At 69.4% G+C, this 26168-nt stretch carries 16 protein-coding genes and 6 pseudogenes; 10 read left to right on the forward strand and 12 right to left on the reverse strand.

From position 1 onward, the window contains the following. Window positions 1–136: 136 nt before the first annotated feature. From ACZ619_RS40195 to ACZ619_RS40205, 3 genes are all read right to left on the reverse strand, one after another. Window positions 137–664: a hypothetical protein gene (locus ACZ619_RS40195; RefSeq protein WP_469610243.1), complete on the reverse strand. Its 528-nt coding sequence runs from the start codon at window positions 662–664 to the stop codon at window positions 137–139. A 716-nt stretch (window positions 665–1380) separates the two neighbouring features. Beyond that, window positions 1381–2586 (reverse strand): ABC transporter substrate-binding protein, encoded by a 1206-nt coding sequence (locus ACZ619_RS40200; protein WP_469610246.1) that lies wholly within the window; start codon window positions 2584–2586, stop codon window positions 1381–1383. A gap of 465 nt (window positions 2587–3051) precedes the next feature. Continuing rightward, window positions 3052–4593 carry a pectate lyase family protein gene (locus tag ACZ619_RS40205; RefSeq protein WP_469610248.1) on the reverse strand — a complete coding sequence of 514 codons (1542 nt, stop codon included), beginning with the start codon at window positions 4591–4593 and terminating at the stop codon, window positions 3052–3054. A 629-nt stretch (window positions 4594–5222) separates the two neighbouring features. On the opposite strand from ACZ619_RS40205, the gene ACZ619_RS40210 reads away from it, so the two are divergent. The 4 genes from ACZ619_RS40210 to ACZ619_RS40225 all read left to right on the forward strand — a co-directional run bounded on the left by ACZ619_RS40210 (window position 5223) and on the right by ACZ619_RS40225 (window position 7738). Continuing rightward, window positions 5223–5408, forward strand: a complete 186-nt coding sequence (locus ACZ619_RS40210) for a hypothetical protein (protein ID WP_469610251.1) — start codon at window positions 5223–5225, stop codon at window positions 5406–5408. Continuing rightward, entirely contained in the window at window positions 5405–5716 is a 312-nt protein-coding gene (locus ACZ619_RS40215) for a hypothetical protein (RefSeq protein WP_469610254.1), read from the forward strand. The genes ACZ619_RS40210 and ACZ619_RS40215 overlap by 4 nt, the downstream gene beginning before the upstream one ends. A 667-nt stretch (window positions 5717–6383) precedes the next feature. Continuing rightward, complete coding sequence (locus ACZ619_RS40220) at window positions 6384–6932, forward strand: hypothetical protein (RefSeq protein WP_469610257.1); 549 nt, start codon at window positions 6384–6386, stop codon at window positions 6930–6932. 140 nt (window positions 6933–7072) lie between these two features. After that, on the forward strand, window positions 7073–7738 hold the full coding sequence (locus tag ACZ619_RS40225; RefSeq protein WP_469610260.1) for an ATP-grasp domain-containing protein: 666 nt from the start codon (window positions 7073–7075) through the stop codon (window positions 7736–7738). On the opposite strand, the gene ACZ619_RS40230 is transcribed toward ACZ619_RS40225, so the two are convergent. After that, on the reverse strand, window positions 7629–8828 hold the full coding sequence (locus ACZ619_RS40230) for a bile acid:sodium symporter family protein (protein WP_469610263.1): 1200 nt from the start codon (window positions 8826–8828) through the stop codon (window positions 7629–7631). The genes ACZ619_RS40225 and ACZ619_RS40230 overlap by 110 nt on opposite strands. 139 nt (window positions 8829–8967) lie before the next feature. Further along, window positions 8968–9438, reverse strand: coding sequence for a DUF1775 domain-containing protein (locus tag ACZ619_RS40235; protein WP_469610265.1), 471 nt, complete (start codon window positions 9436–9438; stop codon window positions 8968–8970). Window positions 9439–10991: 1553 nt separating this feature from the next. Between ACZ619_RS40235 and ACZ619_RS40240 the strand changes: the two genes are divergently transcribed. The 5 genes and pseudogenes from ACZ619_RS40240 to ACZ619_RS40260 all read left to right on the forward strand — a co-directional run. Continuing rightward, on the forward strand, window positions 10992–12200 hold the full coding sequence (locus ACZ619_RS40240; protein ID WP_469610267.1) for a cysteine desulfurase-like protein: 1209 nt from the start codon (window positions 10992–10994) through the stop codon (window positions 12198–12200). Between the two features lie 41 nt (window positions 12201–12241). Then, window positions 12242–13192, forward strand: coding sequence for an ABC transporter substrate-binding protein (locus ACZ619_RS40245; RefSeq protein WP_469610270.1), 951 nt, complete (start codon window positions 12242–12244; stop codon window positions 13190–13192). 64 nt (window positions 13193–13256) lie between these two features. Then, window positions 13257–14216, forward strand: coding sequence for an amino acid ABC transporter permease (locus ACZ619_RS40250; RefSeq protein WP_469610273.1), 960 nt, complete (start codon window positions 13257–13259; stop codon window positions 14214–14216). Beyond that, complete coding sequence (locus ACZ619_RS40255; RefSeq protein WP_469610276.1) at window positions 14209–15009, forward strand: amino acid ABC transporter ATP-binding protein; 801 nt, start codon at window positions 14209–14211, stop codon at window positions 15007–15009. Before ACZ619_RS40250 ends, ACZ619_RS40255 begins: the two co-directional genes overlap by 8 nt. A gap of 150 nt (window positions 15010–15159) precedes the next feature. Next, window positions 15160–15532, forward strand: a pseudogene (locus ACZ619_RS40260) (MFS transporter); the annotation flags it as partial. 803 nt (window positions 15533–16335) lie between these two features. Here ACZ619_RS40260 and ACZ619_RS40265 read toward each other — a convergent pair. Next, window positions 16336–17310 carry a hypothetical protein gene (locus tag ACZ619_RS40265; RefSeq protein WP_469610279.1) on the reverse strand — a complete coding sequence of 325 codons (975 nt, stop codon included), beginning with the start codon at window positions 17308–17310 and terminating at the stop codon, window positions 16336–16338. Window positions 17311–18139: 829 nt separating this feature from the next. Here ACZ619_RS40265 and ACZ619_RS40270 point away from each other — a divergent pair. Further along, window positions 18140–20089: a hypothetical protein gene (locus ACZ619_RS40270; RefSeq protein WP_469610281.1), complete on the forward strand. Its 1950-nt coding sequence runs from the start codon at window positions 18140–18142 to the stop codon at window positions 20087–20089. A 540-nt stretch (window positions 20090–20629) separates the two neighbouring features. Here the strand turns inward: ACZ619_RS40270 and ACZ619_RS40275 are convergent. From ACZ619_RS40275 to ACZ619_RS40300, 6 genes and pseudogenes are all read right to left on the reverse strand, one after another. Then, window positions 20630–21287 (reverse strand): annotated as a pseudogene (locus tag ACZ619_RS40275) (alpha/beta fold hydrolase); the annotation flags it as partial. A gap of 390 nt (window positions 21288–21677) precedes the next feature. Then, window positions 21678–23126 (reverse strand): annotated as a pseudogene (locus tag ACZ619_RS40280) (NF041680 family putative transposase); the annotation flags it as partial. 161 nt (window positions 23127–23287) lie between these two features. Then, a complete protein-coding gene (locus ACZ619_RS40285) occupies window positions 23288–24079 on the reverse strand; it encodes a hypothetical protein (RefSeq protein WP_469610284.1) in 792 nt (263 codons plus the stop codon). Window positions 24080–24224: 145 nt separating this feature from the next. Continuing rightward, window positions 24225–24566: pseudogene (locus ACZ619_RS40290) on the reverse strand (transposase domain-containing protein); the annotation flags it as partial. A gap of 387 nt (window positions 24567–24953) precedes the next feature. After that, window positions 24954–25853: pseudogene (locus ACZ619_RS40295) on the reverse strand (2-dehydropantoate 2-reductase); the annotation flags it as partial. 36 nt (window positions 25854–25889) lie between these two features. After that, window positions 25890–26168 (reverse strand): annotated as a pseudogene (locus tag ACZ619_RS40300) (hypothetical protein); the annotation flags it as partial.

The following is a 26168-nucleotide window of genomic DNA, read 5'->3' on the forward strand; positions in this document are numbered from 1 at the left end:
GGCCGACGACCGCCCGAGCCCTTCCCGCTCCCGGTCGTCGTCTTACGGCCCGTGGCGCGGTGGACCGGCGATGCGGCCAGACGCGGGTGAGGCGCGGGTTCGGCCGGCCGTCGGCGCCGCAGACCTGGGTACTGCCTCAGGAGGGGTTGTCGACAGTGCTGTGCAGCACCACATGGCCCGAGTACGAGGTGTAGATCGTGCAACCGGCGGTCACTGATCCGCCCTTGGGGGTGGAGGGAATGACGGCGGTGCAGGTTCCGGCACTGCCGGACATGGAGCCGCTCTCCTTGTCCAGGAGGAACGTCGCGGTTGCCGTGCCGGTCTCGGTACCGACGTTGGTGAAGACACGGGAGACAGGGCATCCGCCACTGGCGCTGTTCTTGCACTCCCCGGCGAACTGGGGGGATCCCTCCTGGTCGAAGTGGGCTTCCCCGCAGTACAGCTCGGCCGTCGAACAGCCGGCCGTCGCGGTGGGGAGGGGCGTCGGCCGTGTCAGCTGTGCCGACGGTGAGGAACTGGCGGTGCGGCTGGTGCCGTTGGCCCAGTCCTCCAGCTGCGAGTAGTTGTGTATGCCGAAGAAGGCGGCGACGGCCAGTGCGGTACCGACCGCCCCGATGAGCCACTTGCCGTCCTGGCCGCTCCCCGTCGGCGGCGTATCGACCATGATCCGCTCCCTCGCGGTGGTGGACGCGTGGTCCATGCCCCTCGCCGGCCCCGTCCGTGGGGCCGGACATCGATGATGACGCGCTGCGCCCACCGGCGGCGGACCGGCGGGTCGACCGGTTCTGACCGGCCGGATCGCTCCAGGCGGATTCTCGCCGTACCGGGGGCGCGACCGGTCGAAACGCCCGTCGGGCCTTGGGCCGGGCACGGCGTTCTCAGGAGCGGAACTGCCTGGGCACCTCGGCCGTCAGCTGGTACCGGGCGTCGCCCGTGCGCGGGTGTCAGGCTTCATCGCCGGGCCGGAGGCGGAACTGCCGCCCGGTGAAGGGTGTCGGACGGGAGCGGCTGGGCCGGCGGCGATGGTCCGACAGGAGTCCGGGCCCGACAGCTCCGCCGTACATGGACCTGCCTCCGCGGTCGAGGTGCGAAAGCGGGCGCTTACGGGCGGAGTCTAGCCGCCCCGTTCACTCAAAGGAACGTATATGTCTGTTCGGGGTGCCAGAACGTCAGGACTCGGACCGCTGAGGGGCGGAACACGTCGGCAGCCCACAGACGGCCCCGGTACGGAGCGTCCTGACCGTGACTCGCTCACATCCACCTCGCCGTAGTCGGCGCCGACGACGGTCGGCGCGACAACCCGCCCCGTTCCGCCCCGCTGCGCCCTGGCACACCGTGCGAGGTCGGCGATCCACTGTTGCAGGGTGACCTCCCTGACCTTCAGCGTGACGCCCAGTTCCTTGACGGAGGCGGCCAGGGAGAGGGCGGCCTCGCCGAGCTGGGGGCCGCTGCTGGGGTAGGCGGTTCTGCGGTGAAGCCGTCCGGATGCGCCGACCGGGCGAGTTCCGCCCTGGCCCGCTCCATGCTGCGGGTCCAGGCGGGCAGGGCGTCGTAGGCCGTGTCGACCTCGGCGGCGGAGAGCAGGGCGCCCCACGTGTCCGGGGGGACCAGAGTGGAGGCGACCTCGCCCTTGCCGTGCAGGATGCCGTGGACCATGCCGGTCCGGTCGGCGGCGTACGCGAAGGCCCTGCGGACGTGGACGTCGTCGAAGGGGGCGCGGGTGGTGTCGAAGGCCAGGGAGACCACCGACCGGTCGCCGGTGCAGGCGACCCTGGCGGCGGACTTCCAGCCGCGTGCCTCGTCGGAGGGCAGGTCCAAGGCTCCGTCGATGGAACCGGACTTCATCGCGACCGGGCGGGTGCCGGGGTCGGGCACGAGGGACAGCTTCAGCGACTTGAGCGAGGGCGTGTCGCCCCACCAGTGGTCGTCGCGTTCCGGCAGGACGTGGTCGTCGGCGGCGAACGCGGTCACGCGGTAGGGGCCGGAGCCGGGCAGCAGGGTCCTGGCGGTGCCGACGCGGCTCTTGTCCTTCTTCAGGAAGGCGCGGCCGCTGACGACCGGGGTGCCGGGGGTCGGCGTCCGGGCGAAGGCGCCGTCGTCCGCCTTGAGACGGATGGTCAGCTCACGGTCGCCGGTGGCCTTCACCGAGGCGACGCCTGCCCAGGCGTGGGCCAGGGCGCTGGACTCCTCGCGGGCCGCCTCGATGGAGGCGAGCACGTCGTCCGTGGTGACGGTGGTGCTGTCGGAGAAGCGGGCGCCGCGACGCAGGGTGCAGACGTACGTCTTCGCGTCCGGCTGCTTCCAGGACTCGGCGCGGCCCGGTTCCGGCGCCCCGGCCGGACTGACGGAGAGCAGCGACTCCTGGACCAGCGCGGCCACCGCGTAGTTGAGGATGCCGGGTTCGCGGGTGACGTCCAGGGTGGAGATCGAGGACGGCAGGGCCAGCGTGAGGCTGTCGACGGGTGCGTCCGTGCCACGGGTGAGGCCGCCCCCACCGCCCGCCTCGCTCTTCGGTCCGGGAGAACACGCGGACAGGATCGCGGAGGCGGTGAGCACTCCGACGCCCGCCCCTGTCGTACGAAGCACGCTGCGTCGGCTGAGCTGTCCGTCCGGCTCCGGATGTACGGGAACCACCTGTCGTGTACTGCGCCTTGTCGTCCATTGTTGATGTCCGACTGGGTATGGACGGCATACGCACCTCTTTGGGGAAGTCAAAGCTCCGCTGAGAGGCACGGGGTGGATTCGATTCGGTCGGATGACCGTCGGCAGTGCCCGGGCGCCGGATCGGTCGAGCGACCGGGGAGGCGCATGAGCCGGTGGGGCGGGCGATGGGGGCGGAGCCGCGGCCGCCCTACCGTCAAGGGGGCCTGCCTCCAAGGGGGTCTGCCTTGTTGGTCTCGGTGCCTGTGTGCCGGTCCGACACCTGACGCCCTCGCCCCCGACGAGGGCGTCGTGTCCCTGGCCTGCTTCCCGCTGACCCACGCTCAGGAGCCGTTTCCGGGCGGAAGGAAGGCCCGGGTGCGTGAACCGGCCGGGATCTCCTCCTTCCGGTCAGGCGTAGGTCTCGAACTCGGCGACCTTCGGGGTGGCGCTGGAGCTCGTGATCTCGAAGGTGACCTTCTTCAGCGAGGTGGACGCGAAGGAGATGGCGCCCGCCGCGCTGCCCGAGGTCAGCACGGCCCCGGTGTCGGCGTCGAGTACCCGCCAGGAGCCGATGTTGCCGGTGGCGCCGGAGGCCTCCCGGATGTTGATCGAGGAGATGGTGGTCGCCGAGCTCCACTTGATCGAGATGGAGCCGGTCGAGCCGGTCGGCGACCAGTAGGTGCTCATGTCGCCGTCGCGGACGTTGCCGTAGCTGGTGCCGGACGCCTTGCTGGAGCCGTCGGAGTCGGCGCCGATGCTCAGGTTGGTCCCGGTGGGCGTCGAGGTCGCGGTGGCCGTCGAGGTCACGGTGGCGGTCGGCGTGGGTGTCGCGGTGGGTGTCGTGGGCGTGCAGTTGCCGTCCGACACCTTCAGGCCGTTGCCGGCGCCCGCCGTCGCGGTCACGATCGACGGCACGCAGGACGCGTCGTCGAGGGTGTAGGAGTAGGGGATGCTGATGGTCGTGTTCGACGTCGGGTTCGGACCGGCGGGGTTGTTGTCCTCGCCCGGATCCGACCAGGTCACGTTGTCGAAGATGTTTCCGCTGACCTGCCAGTAGCCGGGCAGGTCGGTGTAGAAGGTGCCGAGGACGTCCTTGGAGTCCTGGAAGTAGTTGTTGTCGACTTTGGCCTTGCCGCCGGCCCGTGGGTTGATGCCCGACTCGTTGAGGCTGGTGTAGTAGTTGTTGTAGATGTGGGCGGTGGCGCCGCGCAGGAGCGGTGTACGGGAGTCGATGTTCTCGTACAGGTTGTGGTGGAAGGTGACCGGCCCGTTGTCGAGGTCGCTGTCGCTGGAGCCGATGAGGCCGCCGCGGCCGGAGTTGCGCAGGGTGTTGTAGGACACGGTCACGTACTGGGTGTCGGCCTTCATGTCGATCAGGCTGTCGAAGCCTTCGGACTCGCCGCCTGATGCGAGCAAGGTGTTGTGGTCGACCCAGACGTTGTGCACGTCGCTCTCCATGCCGATGGCGTCACCGCCGTTGGAGGTGGGTGAGCCCGACTTCTTCACGTTCTGGACGGTGACGTTCTGGACGATGATGTTGCTGGAGTCGCGGATGTGGATGCCTATCTGGTCGAACACGGCGCCGCTTCCGACACCGACCAGGGTGACGTTGCTGATCTCCTTCAGCTCGATGACACCGGCGGCGGTGTTGCAACTGTCGCCCGACACCTTCGCCGTGTTGCCGACGGTGATGGTCCCCTCGACCTGGATGATGATCGGGGTGCTGCTGCTGGCCCGGCCGCACAGTGCCTGGTGGATCTGGGTGCCGGTGGTGGCCGTGACCGTCGTTCCGCCGGTGCCGCCGGTGGTGCCGCCGTTCTGGGTGGCGTACCCGGTCGCGCCGGCGGTCGCCGCCGACGCGGCGGGCATCGACAGGGCTATGCCTGCCGCCACCGCCAGGGTCAACGTGCCCAGTACCGCGGAGAGTTGGAGTGCGACTGGCTTTCTCATCCTCGCCTCGTCTTTCGTCGTCGCGTGCCGGGGTGCCGTGTATGTGCGTGTGCGTGTGCGTGTGCGGGCCGACGGGCCGTCGGGTGAACGTCCCTGATCACGCCAAGGGGATGGGGGAGATCAGGCCGCCACCGGCCTGCTGCGGGTTCCGCTCGCGTCGGTGGCGGGCCGAGAGGGACGGCGGTGCCGGTGTGGTGCGGGTGATACGGGTGGTGCGATTGCGGTGCCGGCCTGACGGGCTGCTCCGCGGCTCATGCCAGGGCGTTCTCCGGCATGGCCTCGATGCCTGGAAAGCGCTTTCCGTGCGAGGTTAGAGCTGCCGCGACCTATCTGACAAGGATGTGAACAGCGATTGGCTACCTGATTCATGCATTGGTGCACTCAAGAGGGGAGATCGCAAGAGCGTCTAGTACATGAATAAAGTTCACGTACATGATCCCGGGTGTCGAACTTCACCGGCCGCCGTACGGACCGGTGCGGGCCCGGGGTTCAGCCGGGTCGGGGTCTCGCGGGTGACGGGCCCCGTGATGTCGGCCAGGGGGAGTCGGGGTGCGCCGACCGGGAGCGGTGAAGCGGCGCTTCTGCGGTGGAGCTGGCGTGACGCCATGTGTGCCACTAGATTTGGTGGCATGACTGCTATCACCGTGCGGATCCCGGATGCCATGGACAAGCCGTTGCGTGACGCGGCGTCCGGCGCCGCGTCGCTCAACGACTACATCGTGCGGGCGGTGCGCCGGCAGATGACGCTTGACGCCGCCCGCAAGCTCGCCTCCGTTGCCCCTCTCGACCTTGAGGGCGAGGGCGACGCTCTGTGACCATCGGCAAGGGCGACGTCTGGGACGTCGACACCGGCAAAGGCACCCGGACGGTTCTCGTCGTCAGCCTCGACGGCCTTGCCGAGGCGTACGGCGCCGTCGTCGTCCTGGTGCTCCACGCTCCGGCGGAACACCCCGACACCGCTATGAGCGTGCACCTGACCACTCCGTTGGACGCCTCCCTCGTCGCCGTCAACCTTCTCCAGCTCTCCGCTGTCCGTTTCGAAGCCGGCACACTGCACGGGAACATCGGTCCGGAGCAGCAGGAACTCGTCGACAACGCTCTCCGCGCCGTCCTGGACCTGTAGACCCTCACCGGCCCCGCGCGCGTCAATCCGGTTCCATTCACCTTCCGCGGCTTTGCAGGTTGCGCGGTCCCTCGCGCGAGTGCCGCTGGCCGTGTCATCGGTCTCAGCCCGGATGCTCTGCCGTGCTGTCGCTGCCCGCGGCGGTAGCGCGGGACGTACTTGCGTACGCGACCGGGGAGAAAAGCCCGTACGCACCACGCAACCGCGCCGCGTGATGACCGGCATCCGCAACCGGGACACCGGTCCCCACCGGCAGGACGGCCGGAGGAACATCGCGGCCGTCCTGCCGGTGAGCGGCCCGCGACCGCCGTCGGCTCCTGGACCTCCCCGGTATCACCGGACAAGGCCACCTCACGCGAAGGCCCTGGCCGGGGGTGGCCCCAGGTGGAAGCTCGGTGCGTGTGCACGCTCAGGGACGCGAAGGGGAGCAGCCCTGCAATACCGGTCGTCGACACACTGGCGCCCTCTGGTTCCCGGTGGCCGGACCCATGTCTGTCGAGGACGTGGGTGGGCGAGACCTTCGGCCCATGTGCCGACGACGTAATCAGCGCGTCGGCGGGGTCGAAGTCGTCTGCCGCCCGCGCGCTGGTCGTCCCAGGAGCCCCCGCCGTCGCGGGAAGGCCAGACGATACCCGTGATCCATTTCGTACTGCTCACCGTGTGTGCGGTGGCGATCCATCTCTCATGTGAGTGGTTCGTCAACGCGGTGGAGTGGCTGGGCGAACGCCTGAACGTGAGGAGGACCGCGGGCGGTACGAATCTCGCCGCCTTCGGTACGGCCCTGCCGGAGTCGGTGGTCACCCTGGTTGCCGTCACCACCGGCGCCAGTGAGGAAGCCAAGAACATCGGTGTGGGCGCCGCGATGGGCGGACCGCTCGCCCCGGCGACCGTGGCTTACGGCGTGACCGGCGCGGTGCCGCTGTTCAAGCGCCGCGGTGAGCGTCGCACCGTGCCGGCCACTACCGGCATCGCCCCCTCCAAGCCGGACACGTGTCCGGATGCCGAGGACCCACTGGGCTCCGAGACGGACATGAAACGCCTGGCCAAGGACCAGACGTGGTTCTTGCCCGTCTTCATCGTGAAGGTCGCGCCCGGTCTGGTCGCCTTCGCCTTCGCCTTCAAGCCTGCCCTCGGAGTGCTGTCCTTCGCCGCGTACGCGGTCTGCTTCTGGCGGGATATCCGCAGCAGCCGCGCTGACCTGGGCGTGGCCAGGTGACGGACACGGCATGGGAGCGATCGGCCCTCGTGCTGTCGGGCGCGGACGGCCACGGGGGGGAACAGCGAGAAGCGGTCCACGGGCGTACGGCGAGCGGCTGCGGGCGCAAGGGACCGCGCGGGCTTGGCCGTTCGGCCGCTGTGACCTGGACGCGGCGCACCTCCCGCCGGAGGTGCGCCGCCACACCGGCATACCCGGCCGTCGCTCCTTCCGACTCCCCGGCCTGTGCCCGCTGCGCGGCCCGGACGCCACAGGCGAGGAACGACCGGTCCTGGCGCGCCACCGGATACCCGGTCATCCCCACCATCGACCGACCCGAGGACCTGCACCTGCTGCCCGAAGCCGGCCGGTACGCGGTCAAGCCCAAGGCGGGCGCGGACTCCATCGGCCTGACCTTCGCACCCGCCGACCGGCTGAGTGACCTCGCCCACGGTGACGTCCTGATCCAGCCGCGCGTCGACTTCCGCTACGAAGTCTCCTTCTACTTCATCGACGACACCTTCCAGTACGCCCTCAACGCCCTCAACACCCCCGCCCCCGAGCGCCGTTGGGCCCTCGAACCCTACGAACCCACCGACGCCGACATCGCCTTCGCCCGGCGCTTCGTCCACTGGAACACGATCGACCACGGCATCCAGCGGATAGACGCCTGCCGCACCCGGGACGGCGAACTGCTTCTCGTCGAGCTGGAGGACCTCAACCCGTACCTGTCCCTGGACCTTCTCCCCGAACAGATCCGTGACTCCTTCGCGGAGAACATGACGTCCTCCCTCCACCGGTTCCTGGACCCTCCTTCCCGCCCCTGACACGCCCCCGCGTACCGGTCCGGGCAGGAAGGCGGAACGGCCTTCGGGGTTGGGCACGTACGATCCGGTTGGCCGCTGTCTTCTGCAGCAGGCCGTAGGCGAGGACCGGAATCAGCAGATGGGGTTTGTCCGGTAGCGCGGTCGTGATCAGGACGGCGCTCGCGCTGCTGTTGTTCATGCCGCAGGCGAGGGTGAGGGACGAGGCGGCGGGCGGGCCAAGCCGTAGCAGCCGTGCCGCACACCGGCCGAGCACGAACGACAGCTGGCAGACCAGCGCGGCCGTGACGAGCGCGGCGCCGAGCAACAGGGGACGCGGCTGGGCGAAGAAGGAGCCGACGGCGCCGCAGGCGTTCACGTACGTCAGGACGAGCGAGCCGGCCAGGGCCCCGGTCACGACAGGCCCCGACACTCTCCTCAGCCAGGACGAGGGTAGGGCGAGCCGGACCAGAAGGCCTGCCGCGCAGGACAGAACCACGCCGAGGAGGGTGAAGCCGCCGCCCGCGGTGTGGCCTCTCGCCGCGAGCGAGTCGGCGTCGACGTGGCTGAGGAGGGGAGACAGGAGCTGAATCACCAAGGGGGTGGTGAGCGGGCTGAGGAAGGTCGACGAGAGTACGAGGGCGACCATCGTGGGCTGGTCTCCCTCGCCCTTCCCGGTCCACACCGTCGCGCCGGCCGCGATGGGCATGGCGACGACCAGGATCATCGCGGCCAGCAGACCGCTGCCTCCGTCGGAGTCGGGCGAGTTGCGCAGCGGGTACGCGACCAGCGGAATGACCAGCAGCGGGATGAGCAGGTGCAGGGCGAGCCCGCCCAGCAGCGCGCTCGGACTGGTCAGGACGCGGCCCAGTTCACGGACGGGTACCTGGAGCCCGGCCGAGAACAGCACCAGCCACAGCAGGCAGGGAGCGGTGGACAGGGGCAGGCGGAGCAGCGGTCCGAACGGCAGAGCGTGGGTGTGGCGCAGCCACAGACCGGGGCCCGGCAGGAACAGGGCGCCGGCGTAGGACAGGATGACGGCTCGGCCCAGGCGCCGCCGCAGCCATGTGGTCGAGCGGCCGGCGGGCGCGGAGGCGGTGGGCGGAGCGGGCAAGGCGGTCTTCTTCCGTCGCGGGAACGAGGGCGGGACGGAGGACCACTATGAGAAGCCGGTGTGCGCACGAGTCCATGGCGCCATGCTGCTCGCCGGCAGCTTCGGGGCCGGTCGAGGCGCGGCGGCGGTCAGGATGCGTTCAGGAACGGATCGGCGCTGATGACGACGTCGACAGGAAGTGGTGATCGGGGGAGGTGCTCACCGGCTCGGCACCCGCGGCCGCCGCCTTGAGCTTCAGGACCGGTGCGGGCTGTTCGAGCTCCGCTCCGTCGCCGGGCAGTTCGATCCAGCGGGACACCCTGCCGTCGCTGTAGGTCTCCACCGTCTTGAAGGCGATCTCCTCGGCGTCCGGCAACTGCCGCACCTTGATGGTGTGTTCGGCGTCGACGCCGGCTTTCAGGGCGGGCCCGGCGATGCTGTAGCCGTCCCCGGTGGCCTTCAGCTTCCAGCCTTTGGGAGCTTCGCCGAGGCTCACGTCACCGGGGGCGATGCCCTCGGCCAGCACGATGCGCACCTCGGTGAAACCGGCCGTGCCGGACTCGGCCTCGGAGACGAAGCCGAGGGTGACGTTCTCGGCCAGCGCCTGCGGGGTGTCGGCCTCGGCCTCCACGTGGGCGGAGGCCGGGGGCGGCCACGACGAGCGCGGCGACCACGTGCACGGAGGCCATCGCCGCCCCGGCGTGATGCCACGCGTGACCGTCCCCGGCCTCGGCCGCGGTATGACCGGCGTGCATCGGGTGCCCCGGCATCCCCGCCGACGCGGCACCGTCCACGCGGGACAGCGCAAGGTGCAGCGCACCCTGCACGGCCAGCGTGCACACGACGGTCGCGGCGGGTGCGCAGCGTCGGCGGGCCAGCGGCCAGACGGCCGTGACCTGTGCCGCGGCCATCGTGCCCACCAGCCGCCAGGACACCGCGCCCTGGGCGAGCGCGTGGTGGCCGAAGGCCGCGAGCACGGTTCCGAGCACGGCGAACAGACCAGCCCGCACACAGGCCCCCGCGCGGCTGGGCCGGTCCGTCCCGGCGCGGATCCTCGTGGCCGGTCGCGCGATCACGCGCCACGGTCGCCCGTCATCCCGTGTCGAGCGCCTCGCCGAGGCGCTCCGGGGATCGGGTGGCCGGGTACGGGCAAGGGCCGCCATGCGCAGACCTCCTCGCCCTCCAGGGCCGCCGGCCGCCCGAGCGCGGCCGACGGGATACGGGCGGCCGCCGCGGACAACGCGTCGCCGGTGACCCGCCCCGCGTGCTGGAGGCGGTCGGCCGTTCGTCGTGGACGAGCCGGGAGGGCGAGGTCACGGGCGTTCGCCTTGTCGTATATGTGGGGTCGGACGGGGCCGTTCACAGGGCCCGGAAGGTGCTGGCGACGCGGTGGCGGGCCCGGGGCGCGCCGGCGTCGAGGTCGTGGAACCAGATGCGCGGGCGCGGCGAGCGGCCGGCCGGGGCGCGACTCCTCCCCGTACCCCGTGGCGCGGGAGACCGGCCGGTTGTCGCGCATCGCCTGTCGCGCATCGCCTGTCGTGCATCGTCGCGGTGGCGACGTCACGGTCCGAGTGGCCCCAGACCACGATGTCCGAGACGTCCGGCCCGGAGACGGCGTGCGCGACGGTTCTGGAGGCGCCGGTGGCCTCTTCGCGGGTCATGAGCGCGGTTCCTGGGGGCCGGCGCGAGCCGAGTACCGCAAGATGGGTCCCGCGCAATGCGTCCGTCCGGCCGGTGGAGAGGCACCCGAAGCCCGCGGTGGAGACGGTTTCTCCCGCCCGGAAGCCGTTCGCCAGGCGTTATGGCGATCACTCCGCTCAACTTCCCTGTAGCCGATGAGGGTTGGAAGCGGATTTCTGCACCTATTGTGCAGGGAATCGCGCACTGGTACTGTCCGCGCATTCGTCGGATGCATCCCGCTCCGACCCGGTCCGATGGAGACGCCCATGTTCGGAACGCTTGGCCTGTGGTGGCCACAGCGCCGTAACGGGCGCATCGGCGGTCAACAGCGGCGTACGCCGCTCGTCTGACCTGCGATCACAGGACATCACGCCTGATCGAGGCGTCGGCCCGACCCGGGCCTGCTGATCCGCATTCTGCATGACGACGGCGAACTCTCACCGCCAGACCGCCGCGGACGCTTTCGCGTGCGCGGCGACGCAGCCATCGTCAACGGAGCCACCGATGCCCGCCGTATACTCTCTTTCTCGCATTCGCGCCCAATTTCCCGCACTTCGTACCGGTAGCGCCCTTTTTGACGCCCCGGGTGGTACGCAGACGCCGGCTCGGGTCGCCGATGCCATGCGCGACGCCATGCTGAGCCCGGTCTCGCAGCGTGGACGCAACAACTTCAGCGAACAGAACGCCGACCGCATCGTCCTCGGCGCCCGCGCCGCCATGGGCGATCTGCTGAACGTGGACCCCGCCGCGGTCTTCTTCGGCCGCAGCGCCACCCAGATCACCTTCGATGTCGCCCGGGCCGTCGGCCGCCGCCTCGGTCCCGGTGACGAGATCGTCGCGAGCCGGCTCGACCACGACGCGAACGTCCGGCCCTGGGTCGACGCCGCGGCCCGCAGCGGTGCCACGTTGCGCTGGATCGACTTCGATCCGCGCACCGGTGACCTCACGGTCGACCACGTCCGGGCCGTACTGAGCGACCGCACCCGGCTCGTCGCCGTCACGGCCGCGTCGAACCTCTACGGCACACAGCCCGACATCCCCGCCATCTCCGCCGCCGTGCACGCGGTCGGCGCCGAACTCTACGTAGACGCCGTGGCGTATGCCGCGCACGAACTCGTCGACGCGGTCGCGCTGGGTGCCGACTACGTCGTGTGCTCCCCGTACAAGTTCTGCGGACCGCACCTGGGGGTACTCGGATCGAGCGTCGAGCGTCTCGAAGCCCTTGTCCCCGACAAGCTGCGGCCCTCGACCATGAATGTCCCCGAACGCTTCGAACTGGGCACCCTGCCCTACGAGGTCCTCGCCGGGGTCACCGCGACCGTGGAGTTCCTCGCCGACCTCGTACCCGGCGACGGCCCGCGGCGCGACCGGCTCCGCCGCTCCTACGAGGCGCTCGGCCGCCATGAGGAAAGGCTCTTCGCGAAGCTCGTCGACGGCCTCGCCGCGCTGCCCGGCGTCCATCGGGTCGGGGCGCCCGCGAAGGCTGCCCCGACCGTGCTGTTCACCATCGACGGCATGAGCCCCGCAGCCGTGTGCGCCGCGCTCGGCGAGCGGGACGTGGCTGTCATGTCCGGTTCGTTCTACGCCGTCGAGGCCGAGGACTGGGCCGGCCTCGGCGACGGTGCAGTCCGTGCCGGCATCGCCCCGTACACGGCCGAGGAAGACGTCGACGCGCTGCTCCGCGCCGTCGCGCTCCTCTCGGACGCCCGCTGAGGCTTCCGCTTCGCCCTACTCCCCGAAGAAAGTCCTGAACGATGAACCACACCTCTCGCTGTCTCGTCACCGTCGTCGCCGCGGCCGCCGCCCTCACCGCATGCAGCTCCGCCGAACTGCCCGGCACGGCCAAGAGCTCGACGTCGGGGACGGCGTCGAGCGTCTCCGACCAGCCCGCCCAGGCGATCATCGATGCCACGACCACCGACAAAGCGGCCGCCGCGCTGCTGCCGAAGCAGTACGGCGACGCCGGCGTGCTCCAGGTCGGATCGAATCTGCAGTTCCCTCCGGCCAACTTCCACGCCGCCGACGGTTCCACACCCGTCGGTTACGAGGTCGACCTCGCGACCGCGATCGGCAAGAGACTGGGTGTCAAGGTCTCCTACCACGACTCGCCCTTCGAGAACCTGATCACCAGTCTTCAGGCCAAGCGTGTGGACTTCACCATGGCCGGCATGAACGACACGGCCGAACGACAGGGGAAGATCGACTTCGTCGACTACTTCCGGACCGGCATCGGCATCCTCGTGTCCAAGGACAACCCCGACAACATCGCCAAGACGACCGACCTGTGCGGCCACTCGGTCACCGCCGGGGTAGGCAGCAGCCAGGAGACCTGGGCAGAGGCCCTCAGCCGCAAGTGTGTCTCGGCCGGCAAGAAGGCCGTGGACGTGATCGCGGTCAACAACGACCAGCAGCGGCTCAACTCGGTCAAGACCGGCCGCGCCACCGCCGAGCTGAACGATCTCGCCAACGTCGTCTACGTGGCCACGACAGCCGGCAGCGGAGCCGACTTCAAGGTCGTGGACCTCCCGCCGATCGAAGGCGCCCTGTACGGCATCGGTGTCAACAAGGACACGCCCGGACTGCGCAAGGCCGTCGCCGCGGCGCTCCAGTCGCTCATGGACGACGGCACCTACACCAAGATCCTCAAGGCGTGGGGCCTGCAGTCCGGAGCCGTGAAGAAGGCGACGACCAACGCCGGTGCCTGACACCGCGGCGGGGGCGCCCCACCCGCGCCCCCGCCGCACCCCTTCCCGCGAGAGGAACTCAGCCGTGCCTCCATCCGCCGCCGCACCGTCCCCGGGCGTCGTCGCGCCACCGGTGCCCGAACCGGCCCCCCATGTCTACCGGCGCCTCCACATCGGCCGCTGGATCAGCGCCGCCGCCGTGGCCGCCCTCGTCGTCGGCGCCCTCGTCGTCCTGGCCCACGCCCGGATCGACTGGGCACACGTCCTGCAGTACATCGGGCTCGACATCGTGGTCCGCGCCGCCGGCAACACGGTGTTGCTGGCTCTCGCCGCCCAGGCCGTGGCCGTCGCCATCGGCGTCGTGTTCGCGATCATGCGGGTCTCCCGGAACCCCGTGGCCAACGCCGTCGCCGTCGGCTACATATGGATCTTCCGCGGTGTCCCCGTACTCGTTCAGATCCTCGTCTGGTACAACCTCGCTCTCGTCGTCAGTCGCATCACCGTCCCCGTCCCCTTCACGGACGTCACGCTGGTGGACCAGCCGACGAACGCGGTCGTCACACCGTTCGTCGCCGCGCTGCTCGGCCTCGCGCTCAACGAGAGCGCCTACATGGCCGAGATCATCCGCGGCGGACTGAAGGGCGTCGACCCGGGGCAGACCGAAGCCGCCCACGCACTCGGCATGACACCCATGCGCACCCTTGCCCGGGTGGTCCTGCCACAGGCCATGCGGATCATCATCCCGCCCACGGGCAACAACTTCATCAACATGCTCAAGACCACGTCACTGGCCTCGGTCGTCACCTACATGGAGCTGGTGAAAGCCGCGGGGAACATCGCCAGCCGCAACCTCGAGGTGATGGAGACCCTCTTCGCGGCAGCGGCCTGGTACATGATCATCGTCACCGTCGCGAGCATCGGGCAGTTCTACATCGAGCGCGCCTTCGACAACGGCTCCACGCGCGGCAGGACACCCACGCTGCGCGCCTCCATCGTCAAGGGACTCAAGCGTCCCCCGTTCTCAAGGAAGGACGCCCATGCCTGAGCCGACCGGGAACGTCCAACCCCTCGTCCGCATCCGCCATGTCAAGAAGGCCTTCGGCGACAACGACGTACTCCGGGACATCGTGCTCGACGTCGCCCCGGGCGAGGTCGTCTGCCTCCTCGGTTCCTCTGGCGCGGGCAAGAGCACGCTGCTGCGCGCGGTCAACCGGCTGGAGACCATCGACGACGGTCAGATCTGGGTGGACGAGCACCTCGTGGGCTTCGGCCCCTACCGGTCGGGCGTACGCGCGCTGACCGAGCGCGCGATGGCGGCACAGCGCCGGCACATCGGCATGGTGTTCCAGCGCTTCAACCTGTTCCCCCACATGACTGTCCTCCAGAACGTCATGGAGGCACCGCGCGGTGTGCTTCGACTGCCACGTGCCGAAGCCGAACGAACCGCCCGGACCCTGCTCGACAGCGTCGGTCTGGCGGAGAAGGTCGACCAGTATCCGGCGGAGCTCTCCGGCGGCCAGCAGCAACGGGTCGCGATCGCCCGAGCCCTCGCGATGCGGCCGAAACTCATGCTGTTCGACGAGCCCACCAGCGCGCTCGATCCGGAACTCGTCGGCGAGGTGCTGAAGGTCATGACCGATCTGGCCCGCCAGGGCATGACGATGATCGTGGTCACACACGAGATGACGTTCGCGCGAGAGGTCGCCGACCGCGTGGTCCTCATGCACCACGGCGAGATCATCGAGGCCGCGCCGGCCCAGGAGTTCTTCGAACGGCCCCGACACGCACGCACCCGCCAGTTCCTCGCGAGCAGCACACGCACCCAGGGAGCACTTTGACCGAGCGGTCGGCCCGCTGATTCGTGCGCGGTCCCGTGTCGGGTTCCGCGCCGGTTCAGGCCGGCTTCGTCGGCGGGCCCCGGGAGGGCGTCGGACGGGGCGGACGCGGATGCCGAGGCGGGCCCCGGGGCCGATGGCGGTGGTGCGGTGGTCCGAGCCGGGCGGGGGGCCGACGCCGGCCGCGCCAACGTCATCACGGGCGGTGCGCTTGCGCTCCTGGCCGCTTCATGGCTGGCGACCGGACAAGCGTCCTGGTCACTCTGGCCGGTCATCGTCGGCGTGCTCGTCCTGGACTTCGCGGTCCAGGCGGTACACGTCAGCAATCAGCACCTGCTCACGACCGCGTACGCAGACCGGACGAGCAGCGCCATCGGCGGCTACATGTTCTTCTGCTCGTTCGGCTCCGCTGTCGGAGCAACCGGTACCACCGCGGTGTACTCCGCCGCGGGATGGGCCGGATCCAGTCTTCTCGGTGCCGCCTTCGCCCTCTGCACACTCATGGTCTGGGCCGCCGGCCGGCGTGCAGCCGCCGACCCGCGACGAGACATCCTCGCGCAACTGCCTCGTCCCGCCCGTGACCTTCCGGCCGACGCGGAAGGCGAATCAGCACATGGCCCACGTGAACGCGCCGCTGTCGCAGAGGGGTGCGTGCCGGCCGGTCGAGCAGCGCAGGACGCGGCCGACCGCTCATCTCATCGCAGGACGATGCCGCTCTCCGCGCCCCCGACGACGAAGCCGAAAGCCGTCCCTGCGGACACCTTGTGGACGAGGGCGGGCGCGGCGCCGACCCGAGCACGTCTGGGGAAGGCGAAGTCGGCCGCCGCTCACCGTCATCCAGCAGGCCACGAACGGCGGGCGGGAACCCCTCGTAGTGATCGCCACCACGGAAACGGGCTCGCCGTCCAGGGCCGCGCTCGCCCTGCCGGCCCAGGCCACCTCGCAGGCCTGCCTCCGGCCTGCCCTGTCTGTCCGGCGCGATGGCGCCTTCCTGCGCGAGCCCGCGGGACGCGCAGGACCCGTGCCTCCCGGTGGCGGCGCGGCGACGCGTCCGGTGGCGGGCCTCCGGGCCCGCCACCGGATGGGCGTGGGCCTCGTCCCTCTCGTCCCAGGCCGAGCGGCGCACCGCCCACCGGCGCCTTGTCGGCCAGGTGCTCGACGACGGTGGTGACATACGTGTGGGTGGTTCCGACGGAGATACGGAGACCCGCGGTGGGTCGAGCGAGGGGTTCGTGCCGGCGTAGGTACGCCGGAGCGATCACCGCACGCTTGGACGGCCGAAGTCCGCAGCCTCGGTCCATACGGCCCGGGGGCCGGCTTGAAAAACTCTCATTTGGTGCTGACCTTCGCGAAGACCTTCCTCATGGCGGTCTTGTCGGACGCGAAGAACGCCAAGAGGATGTCCCGCTTCGTGAGTTCCTGTTGCGTGAGGGAAAGCCTGATGTTCCGCAGGTTTTTCGCGTAGACCGGGGCAGGATCCTCCTTCCCGTACCCTTTGGCCCAGCGCAGGTCGATACCGCCGAGCGCCTCGCACGTGAGGTATTCGCAGCAGGCTTCGATGAAGTACACGCCCATTTCGTCCGTGCCGGCACCCTCGATGACGTGGAAGATCTCGTGGACGACGGCGGCGACCGTATGGTTCGCTTTGTTGATCCTGATCACCCGGTCCCTGGTCGGCGCCTTGTGGGGAGGTGTGGTATCTCCCTCGGTGGACTCCGGTGAGGTACCGCCGGGGGACGGGTTCATGCTGATGTAGCCGCGCCATGCGGCGTCGTCCAGGAACTGGATGTAGGTCGATTTCGTGGTCCCGTCCCATGCCCCGGACTTGAACTCGGCCTCCGCGGCGCGGGCGGTATCGGCCTCTTTCTCTTTGAGGAAATCCACGTCGATACCGGCGACGATGTCGCCGTACTCGACCTTGAGGTCCTGGAGGTAGCCGATGACGGTCGTGAGGGCGGTTGCCGCCTTCATGCTGGGGGTCATGTCCTGGACCGGCGCCGCGTCGCCCGTGTTCAAGTCGTAGGTCAGCAGTAAGTCGGTGGGGTCGTTCCACAGGTGGAATGACTTGCCGTTGAGTACCTCGCGGGCGGCGTCCCTGAGGCGGCTGCGCACGAAGCCCACCCACACGGGTGCCTGGATCACCAGGATCTCCTTGTCGTTGTAGGTGGTCACCTGGAACGGCATGCCGAACTGCTTGAGCCCGTCGTGGTTCGGGAACCTCGCTACTTTTGTCTTGCCTGTCGGAGGATTTTCTTTCGTGTACACGATCGGGTTCACACTGTAGACGTTCACAGGAAAGGTCATCGCGTTTCCTCCTTCGAGAGGCGGCCGAGTCGAGCCGCGTGTGATCCGGTGTTGCTTCCGTACCTTCCGTCGTTAGGAAGGAATTCACGCCTCAGTAGTAACTCACCACCCCTCGCCCCAAGGGGCGCGGCATTGCACACGGCAAAGAGTGTACTGGACGGGCACAATTCTCGTACCGTCTCATCCCGAGATCATCATGGTTTCTCGGGTCGACCCCACGCATTCGAACGGAATTCCGACCGGTATCTTTCAGGCTCATTAAAAACAGTGAGGGGAGGGGGTGAAGTGAAGTGAATGAACGACTCCGGAATTCGCCGCTCCGGAATTCCGGGTTCCGTGAGCGTTTTCCAACCTCAGGCTGACGGGGGCGCGGTTGAAAGGCGGGGCCTGGAGCAGTGCGAGCAGTCGTGAGATAGCACTGGTTGCGGCCCAAACTCGCTGCTGTCTGGGACAGAAACTGACCTGGCTCGCGCCTGTCGTCGCTGCCGGCGGGCCGGGGGCCCGGGTGTGCCGCTGGGCCGGCGGCCCGCCGGCCGGCGCGTGAGTCGGTCTGTTCGCCGGTGTGTTCGCCGGTGTGTTCGTCGGGGCGGTGCGGTGTGCTTTCGGTGCCGTTCGCGGCCGCTGGCCGTGCTGCCTCGTGCCGCCGGTGGATCAGTGAGGGGATCAACCGCGGCGAAAGTGCACAGAATGGTATGTCTGATGTCTTGACCGGCGTTGGCGGGGTGACGAATGGTGGGGGGCACCGAACCCACCGTCACCGGGCGCTGCGTGCCTGGGAGATCGTGATGGGCCGGGCCCGCTCGTCCGAGTCGACGCGGAAGGAACAGTCATGACCACAGCACCGGATCCCGGCGTTCAGAACCAGATGGTCCCGCTGCCCATCGGTAGCCGGATACGGCTTCAGGACGGCGGCGCCAGGACGGTCCTGGGGCACCGTTACCACGGTCCGGACAACACGCTGCAGTACCTGGTCGACAAGCGGCTGGCCGACTGGCGGCCGGCCAAGTTCTGCACCGTTGTCCGGTCCGATGTCACCGCGCCGGTCGTCGTGGCGCAGCCTCCGCGGCAGGCCCAGCCGCTGCCCGGGGGGCGGCTGGTCGCCCAGGCCACCAGTCACGTCATCGCCACCGACGCCGACCACCCGGGCGTCAGCGACCAGAAGATCCGCCACACGCCCGGTGGACTGCGGGCGATCCAGCGCGACGACCGGATCCGCCTGTTCGGGACCGACCCCGGCGGCCATCCGCAGATCTTCAACCTGGCCACCGTCACCGACGTTGACTTCACCGGCCAGGCGCGGCTGGTCATCGGCGACTACCGTCAGGACGACAACGGCCTGCACGTCCATGTGCTGGTCGAGGGCGTACTCGACAAGGTCGCGGAGCCGCACGACCTGATCGAGATCGTGCTCACCAAGCCCCTGGTGAGCCCGGGCAAGCCGACCGATGACACCCAGCTGGACACCATGCTGGTGCTGACTCCGCCGGTCAACGAGAACCGGATCCAGTTCGACGCCTTCTACAGCTGGGCGCAGCTGGCCAGGCTGCTGGGCCTGCCGGTCTCCGGAGCCGACCTGCGGCACACGGTGTGCACGGCCTTCCCGCAGTTAGGTGTCGAGGCCCGCTGGTACGACCGGCTGGCCTCCGGGACCAACGCTGTGCTCCACACCAGCGGCGGCAACAAGCTCAAGGACGGCTCGGGACAGATCGCCATGCGGCCGATCACCCAGGAGGACCGCAGGGCCTCGGAGGTGGTCCGCAACACCGACTGGAACCTGAGCGAGGTCCTGCGCGCCTCCCGCCCCGTCTACGTGGCCTACCAGGACCTGCTGCAGCCGGGCAAGGAGATGGCCACCACTTTGGAGGCCGAGTCCGAGTTCCTCATCGACGCCGGCCGGTACCGGCAGGTGCTGGGCAGGCTGGCGGAGCTGCTGCGCACGCCCGGCCTGTGGAGCGGGCTCGGTATCACCGGCCTGAGGTGCGACGACCTCGACAAGGAGAGCGGGCAGGTGGAGCCGCGGGTCTCGACGGACTCCTACTTCGACACCCCGCTGCTCCCGCTGCTCACCCGCGGAGTGGTGCTGCGCCGGCGTGAGGTGCCCAAGAAGGACAAGGCCGGGGTGTACCTGTTCGCGGTCAAGGGCCGCACGGTGTCGCGTGACGGGAGTGCGAAGGAGCGGATCAGGCTGGCGTCCCAGGTGCACCTGATCGAACCCGTCCAGCAGGTGCTGCTGGAGCGCTTCCTGGCGGACGTCTCGGTCGACAACGCGTTCGCCCGGGTGCTGCACGACGCCCTGCCCGGTTTCGACCCCGTGGGCGTGGCGGTCCGGCTGGTCGTCAACTCGAAGCGGGTGAAGTACACCTTCACCCTGGAGAACAGCACGACGGTCGAGTTCAGCGCGGACGAGGCGACCGCCGTCTTCAACGGGAGTACCGCGACGCTGCACTGCATCGAGTTCGGCGTCGGGCACCCGGGCCTGTTCATCGGCCAGGACTCCGGGGCGCAGGGTTCCGGGGCGCAGGGCTCCGGGGACCAGGCGTCCGCCGCCCCGGTGCAGCAGCAGCCCTCGGGCGGCACGCCGCTGGTCATGCGGCCGTACCACGTGCCGGCCGACCTGGACAACCCGGCGCTGTTCGACAAGCGGGACTACCGCCAGTACCAGGAACTGCGGGACGGCGTGCTGGCCTACCTGTTCGGCACCTCCGCGCCGGAGCTCGAGCCGGCCGGCAACAAGGCACAGCTGCTGGCCCGTGCCCTGAAGATGACCGAGGAGAAGTAAGGCGGCCTGCCGGCTGCGGAGCTTCCAGCCGCGGTGCCGTCGGCCGCTGCGCTCCTGGCCGGCGGCACCGGAGGCCGTCGCCTTCGCCGGGCGCGCCCTGACCACCGCCGTTGCGGGTGCGCCGTTGCGGCCGCCCTGCCCCCGGCGCGGTCAGCGCCGACGGTGTTGCGTAGGCGCTGCAGTGCTCAGGGGTGTCGCACGACCCGGCCGGTAGACGATCTCGGCGACCGCACGGCCGGGCAGTGTGCGCACGCTGACCTCGCGGGGGCGTTCTCCCTGCCGGCGGCGTGCAGCGGCACTCGTTCCCGCCACTGCCGTTCGGCGGCGTTTTCCGCGCGGCTCCACCGGTCCTGGGCCCCGTCGTGGTGTGCGGGCGGGCGGGCAGGCCGGGCCGGGGGAGTGCCGGTTATCGTCCGCTGCCGCCGCTCCGCGGCCCCTGTTGTTCGCTGCTGTTGCCGCGTAAGGGGTTTCCGTGCGGCTGTACCGGATCCGGAGTCTCGCCGTGGTGTGCGTGTCGGCCGGCGGGGCGGGGAGGGTTGTTCACGGTCGTTCGTGTTCGGTGAGGAATTCGCGTACCAGTTGCCCGGCTTCGGTGCGGCACTCCTCGAAGTAGGCGTGGCGGGCGTGGGGGAAGAGGTGGGCGGGCGCCTGGGATGCGGGAGGCGAGGAGGGGGAGGTTGTCGGGCGGGGTGAGTCGGTCCTGGCTGCCGTGGAGGAGGAGGGCGGGGGCGGTGATGCGTGGCAGTTCGTTCCAGGCGTCGTGCTGGTTGCTGGCGACGAGGTGGCCGCGGCGGGCGTGGGCGGGCATGCGGGGGTCGCCGAGTGTGCGGTAGGGGCCGGGGTGGGTGGCCTGCCAGGCGGGTGTGTACATCAGGTCGGCCAGTGCCCGGCGTACGGCCTGCGGGTCGGGCTGTGCGAGGGAGCGGCGTGCCGTCGCGTCGCGTTCCACCGCGTGGGGGCCGCCGGAGGAGGTGCAGCCCAGGACCAGCCGGTTCACCCGTTCGGGGTGGCGGATCGCGAGCCACTGCGCGACCCGGCTGCCCATCGAGGTCCCGTAGACATCGGCGCGTGCGATGCCGAGCGCGTTCAGGACCGCGACGACGTCGTCCGCGAACTGGGCGGTGCAGTAGGGCCCTTCGGGTGTGCCGCTGTCGCCGGTGCCGCGCATGTCCAGGGTGAGGGTGGAGCGCACGGTGTGAAGCTTCCCCAAGGCCAGGTAGTTAGCTTGTTCTTTATGGTCTGAGCCGCTTTGAGAGTGCGTGACACGACCTGATCAGTTGCTGAGTAGGGTTGTGGTCATGGCCAAGGGGATGGGGCGGCGGCCCAAGGGGGACCTGGACAGCGGCGTCGAAGACGTGACGCTGTCCATCCTGGAGTGGCTTGGCGAGCAGGGAGTCGGTGCCATGATCCGGGTCGACGCGGAGCGCATGCGTGACGGTCAGCCGGCGTGGACATTCGCTGCCTCAGGTGGGCCGCTGGGCGGTGGGATGAGGGCCGACGGGGTCTCGGTCGCCGAGTGCATGGACATGGCACTGCTTCGATTGCGCGAGGCCGGGCTGGCTGTTCCATTCTGACGTTGTGCTCCGTCTTTGAGCTGATCGCGTTCGGTGATGCTTTCGGGGCGTCTGGTGGTCTTGCCCACGTCGTAGCGGGTGGCGGGGTGCCGGTTTTTCGAGCCGGGCGGCCTGCCGGGGCCCGGCAGGCTGGGTTTGGGTGCACGCGCCGGGCAGGGCAGGTTCGGGCGGAGGTTTCTGAACCCCCGGCGGACCCGGGCCGGAGTGAGTCGGCCGGGCCCGGCGGGCTTCTCCCAGGGGTGGCGCAAGTCGGCGGCGGCCTCGCGCAGGAGGCGGATCTGGGTGTGGGCGGCGATGATCAGCCAGGTCCAGCGCTCGCCGGCCTCGGGGGATCGCAGCTTCGGACGGGTCCACCCGAGGGTCTGTTTCATCAGCCTGAACAGGTGCTCGATGTCGAACCTCCTCAGGAACGCCTGCCAGCGCACGTCGACGTCCTCGCTGTTCAGGCCAGTGGCGGACGACCAGAGCCAGAGCGGGAGCGGGTCGCCTCCGCCGGGCAGGCGGTCGACCTGGAGACGGATCAATGTTCCCTCGATGACGGGGAGTTCGCCGGTGTGGTCGATCCAGGCGGAGCGGGTGGTCAGACGGGGGTGGATGCGGTCCCAGGCCATCGCGCGGGTGGTGCCGTACCGGTCGGTGACCTGCATGGTTGCCGCGTCCGGCTCGCCCCAGGTCTCCGGCTTGGAGAAGCGGAGCTCCTTGCCGTGCTTCGGCGGTCGCCCGCCCTGGGGGTAGGAGAGGACGTACTCCTTGAGCGAGGGCGTCGGCCGTCGCATGACGCGGTCAGAGCGCATCCGTCCCAGCACCTCGACCGGGAGGCCGTCGAGGAGGTGGGCCATGCGCGGGGCGTCGTAACCGGCGTCGAAGACGATGAGGATGTCGCGGTCGCCGACGTGCCAGCGGCCCATCTCGGTCAGGTCCGTGACGACCCGGCGGAGTTGGGCGGCGGTGACCTCGGCGACGTCGTCCTCGGGTCCGAGACGGACGGCGTCCAGAAGCTGGCACCAAGACGTCCGGCCCGATTCGAGGGCGGCGACGAAGGAGTACGGCCAGCCGGGGATGAACTGGTCCGAGGACCGTCCGCTGCGGCCGTAGACGTGGCAGAACAGGCGGTCCGCGCTGGTCGGCGCATCGGGGCGCAGCCAGTTGCTGACGTCGACCGCGAGGACCAGGCGCCCGTCGGCGGCCTGCGGCATCGGTAGACCGGCCAGTACCTGCCGCAGCCGGGGCACGTCCACGTTCCCGTGGTTCAACGCCTCATACATCGCGCCGTGCCCACGCCGGTGTTCGGCCGTCAGAGTCAGATTCACCGGCGTGGTCACCGGCCCGTCCGCGCACAGCACCGCGTCGGTCAGCTCGAACAGCGTGTCCCTGCGCACGGTCAGACAGTCGAAGAAGTCGTTCCGGAAGTGTGATGCCACCGCGAACGCTTCGCGCCGGACATCGTGATGCAGCAGACTCATTCCCCCACGGCCTTCGTACTGGTCAAGTGCCTCTTTGGTCGGAGCACATGATCAGACGGAGGCCGTGTTCACGTCCCCAGAATCCCTGTATGAGTGATCACGTTCGGAACATCGTTCGAGGTCGGACCATAAAGAACAAGCTTAAGGGATTTCCGCCGCTGTCAAGGGGTTGGGAGGGTGTAGGCCGCAGGGCCGACCTTGATGATGAGACCGCGGTCGGCCAGGCGGCTGAGCTGGCGGTAGATGCACTGGACGGTGATGTCACCAAGGAGGCGCGAGAGTTCCTTGGCACTCCAGGTTCGGTCGGGTTCGGAGTGCAGGAAGGCAATGATTTTCTCGCTGCGGCGCTGGGGTGAAGCCTTGGGCAGGGTGCGCTCGTCCGTGGTGGTTTCGGGGTACTCGCTCCGTTCGGGAGGGGGCAGGACTTCCGTGGTGAGACGGGTGATCGGGGTTGAACGGTCGGGGCGGCCGTCGTTGAGGCGCTCCGCGTAGCGGACGGTGGTGGACTTGACCTTGCGAGTGCTGACGCGTGGGCGGCGGGCCGGGAGCAGGGAGTCGAGGACGCGGCGTCCGATCTCGGTGGCTCGTCCGAGGCCGCCCGTGGCGGGTGCGGCGAGGATGATCTGGTCGCGGGCTGCCTGGAGGGCGACGGTGAAACCGGCCCGGTCAGGATCGATGTCCGGACGGGTCTTGACGGCGTCGACCATGGCGGTGCGCAGGAGCTGGTAGAGGGTGAGGGTGGCCCACACCTCCTGTTCGATGCCGGCGGGGTCCTTCGAGCGCAGGACGCGGCTGTTCATCAGGGTGTGACGCAACGCGTAGTACGCGGGTTCGTGTTCCCAGCGTTCGTGGTAGAGGGGGACGAGGGTGCGGGCGGGGTGGCGCCGGGGGTCGGTGAGTGTGGTGATCAGCCGGTAGGAGCCCGTGAAGGTGGTCTCGTCTGCGCAGGTCACGGTGATCCGAGCCTCGATGACGCGGACTGTCACGGTGCCGGGCCGGGAGAGGTAGGAGTCGTCGTCGAGGCGGTCCCGCCACAGTCTCGTACAAGGCTCGTATCGGGGCGATGCCGATGCGCCGGCGTAGATCGCGCAGGGCCTTCACCGTCGGATCCGTCATGGACAACGAGCCCAGAGCGGCGGTGAGCTTGCGCCACACAAGGCCGTAGCCGACCTCAGGGAACAGGCGCATCGCGAGAACGAAGTACACCCCACAGCGCGAGGGAAGATCGCGGAGCCGTGAGTGCCGGCCTCCGTGCTCCTCCAGTACCGCATCGACCAGCTCCGGCGGCAGCAACGCACCCAACTCGCCCCGGTGCGCGGGCGCGTATCGCCCGCGTGACGAAGCGATCAGTCCCTCCGGAACACCGTCTGTCGCAGGGGGTACGCAACATGGGGCCAACGGGACTCTCCTGTCTGCTGTCTTAGGCGACGAGCAGTACAACGAGAGCCCCGTTGCTTCAGGCCTCAGACCTGCATCAATCCCCTTGACAGCGGCGGAAATCCCTTAACTACCTGGCCTTGGGGAAACTTCAGATATTGCTTGTTGGTGGTGGGGTTGGGAGGGTATTGATGGGTGTGTTGGTGGAGCGGTTGGTGTGTGCTCGTTGGTTTTGGGTTGGGTGGTTGGGGGTGGTTGGGGATTTTGTTGTCGGGTTGTGTCGGTCGGAGTGGTTCGGGGTTTTGAGGGTGGTTGTGGTGTTTGCTGTTGCTGGGTGTGTGGGGGTCTGTGGGTGTGGTGCGTGTGGTGCGTGTAGTTCTTGGGGGTTGTCGGGTGGGAGCGGGGGTGTGCGGGCTGGGTTTTCTGCGGGGATGGGTGTGGCGTGGTGGCTCATGCGGGTGTCTGTGCTGTGGGTGAAGCGCTCCGGGATCGGTGTATGTGTTGTTGGTGAGGCCGTGTTCGGGTGGGTGTTGTCGTAGCGCGGTGTCGCGGAAGTCTCTGCTGCGGTTTTTGGGCTGTCCGGCAGGAGAGTCCGCGAGGCGGTCCGGTGCTGCTTGTCTGGCGGTTTGGGGTGCTTCGGTGTGGAAGGCGTAGGGCGTGTAGGTGTGGTAGTTCTCCAGGGGGATAGCGGCGGGTATTGCCGCCTGGGTGCTCTCCTGCGCGGCGGCGGCGAGGTCGTGGTTGGTGTCCATGGCCTGGGCTGTCGGGAGGTCCGCGACCGGGGTCGGGCCGGGGTTGTTGCCGAAGCTGTGTTGGGCGAGCCGGTGGCCGCTGGCGTTGGGCGAGGCGGTGACGGGGGTTGTAGGCGCGGAAGTGCGCTGCGACGTCGGGGGCGTGCCGGTCCGGGGCCGGGTGGTCCGGGATGCCCACTGCGTGCGCGCCGGTGCCGGCGAACGGCACCGTCCCGGGTTCCGGAAAGTCGCTGAAGGTGTTGGCGAACGCGCTGATGACCTGGTCGGCGCCGACGGCCTTGGCGGTGACCGGCTCGTTGACGCTGTTCTGCAGGGATACGACGCGGCTGTCTGGTGTCAGCCGGGGTGGGGTCCGCTGGGCGGCGTCGTGTGTGTGCTGTGTTTTGGCCGCGGTCATGGCGATGTCGATCGGGCCGGCGTCGTCCGGGTAGTCGGAAGTGGTGTAGGCGGGTGTGGGCATGGTGTCGTCGGTGCCGTCGACGGCCCGGATGCGCAGGCTGCGGGCGCGGATCGCCTCGGCGTGGGCGGTGTCGATGTCCACGGGGGTGGCCTTGATGCCTTTGCGGGCCATGGCGTGGGCGGGGGTTCGGCCGATGGCTCCGGCGCCGGCGGTCGTGTGGCTGCGGTCGGTTGTTCAGATCTCTTCGGGGGCGTCGGCTGCTGCTGTGGCGCCGGTCTGCCACGGGCTGGTGTCCGGGAAGTGCTGGGGCAGGCCGGCTGTGCCTACCGAGGTGCCTTTGTCGACCGGGAGAGTGGCGCCGGTGGTCCACCGGGCTTCTTCGCCCGGCAGGTGGGGCACGGCGTTGGCCACGTCCTCGGGCCCCGCGTCCTGTTCGCCGAGGGCTTCGCCTGCTTCTCGAACGGCATCCCCTGCCGGCCAGGCGGGAAGCAGGCCGGTGTCTGTCCCTGGGCC

The organism is Streptomyces sp. NPDC104367 (assembly GCF_055583825.1).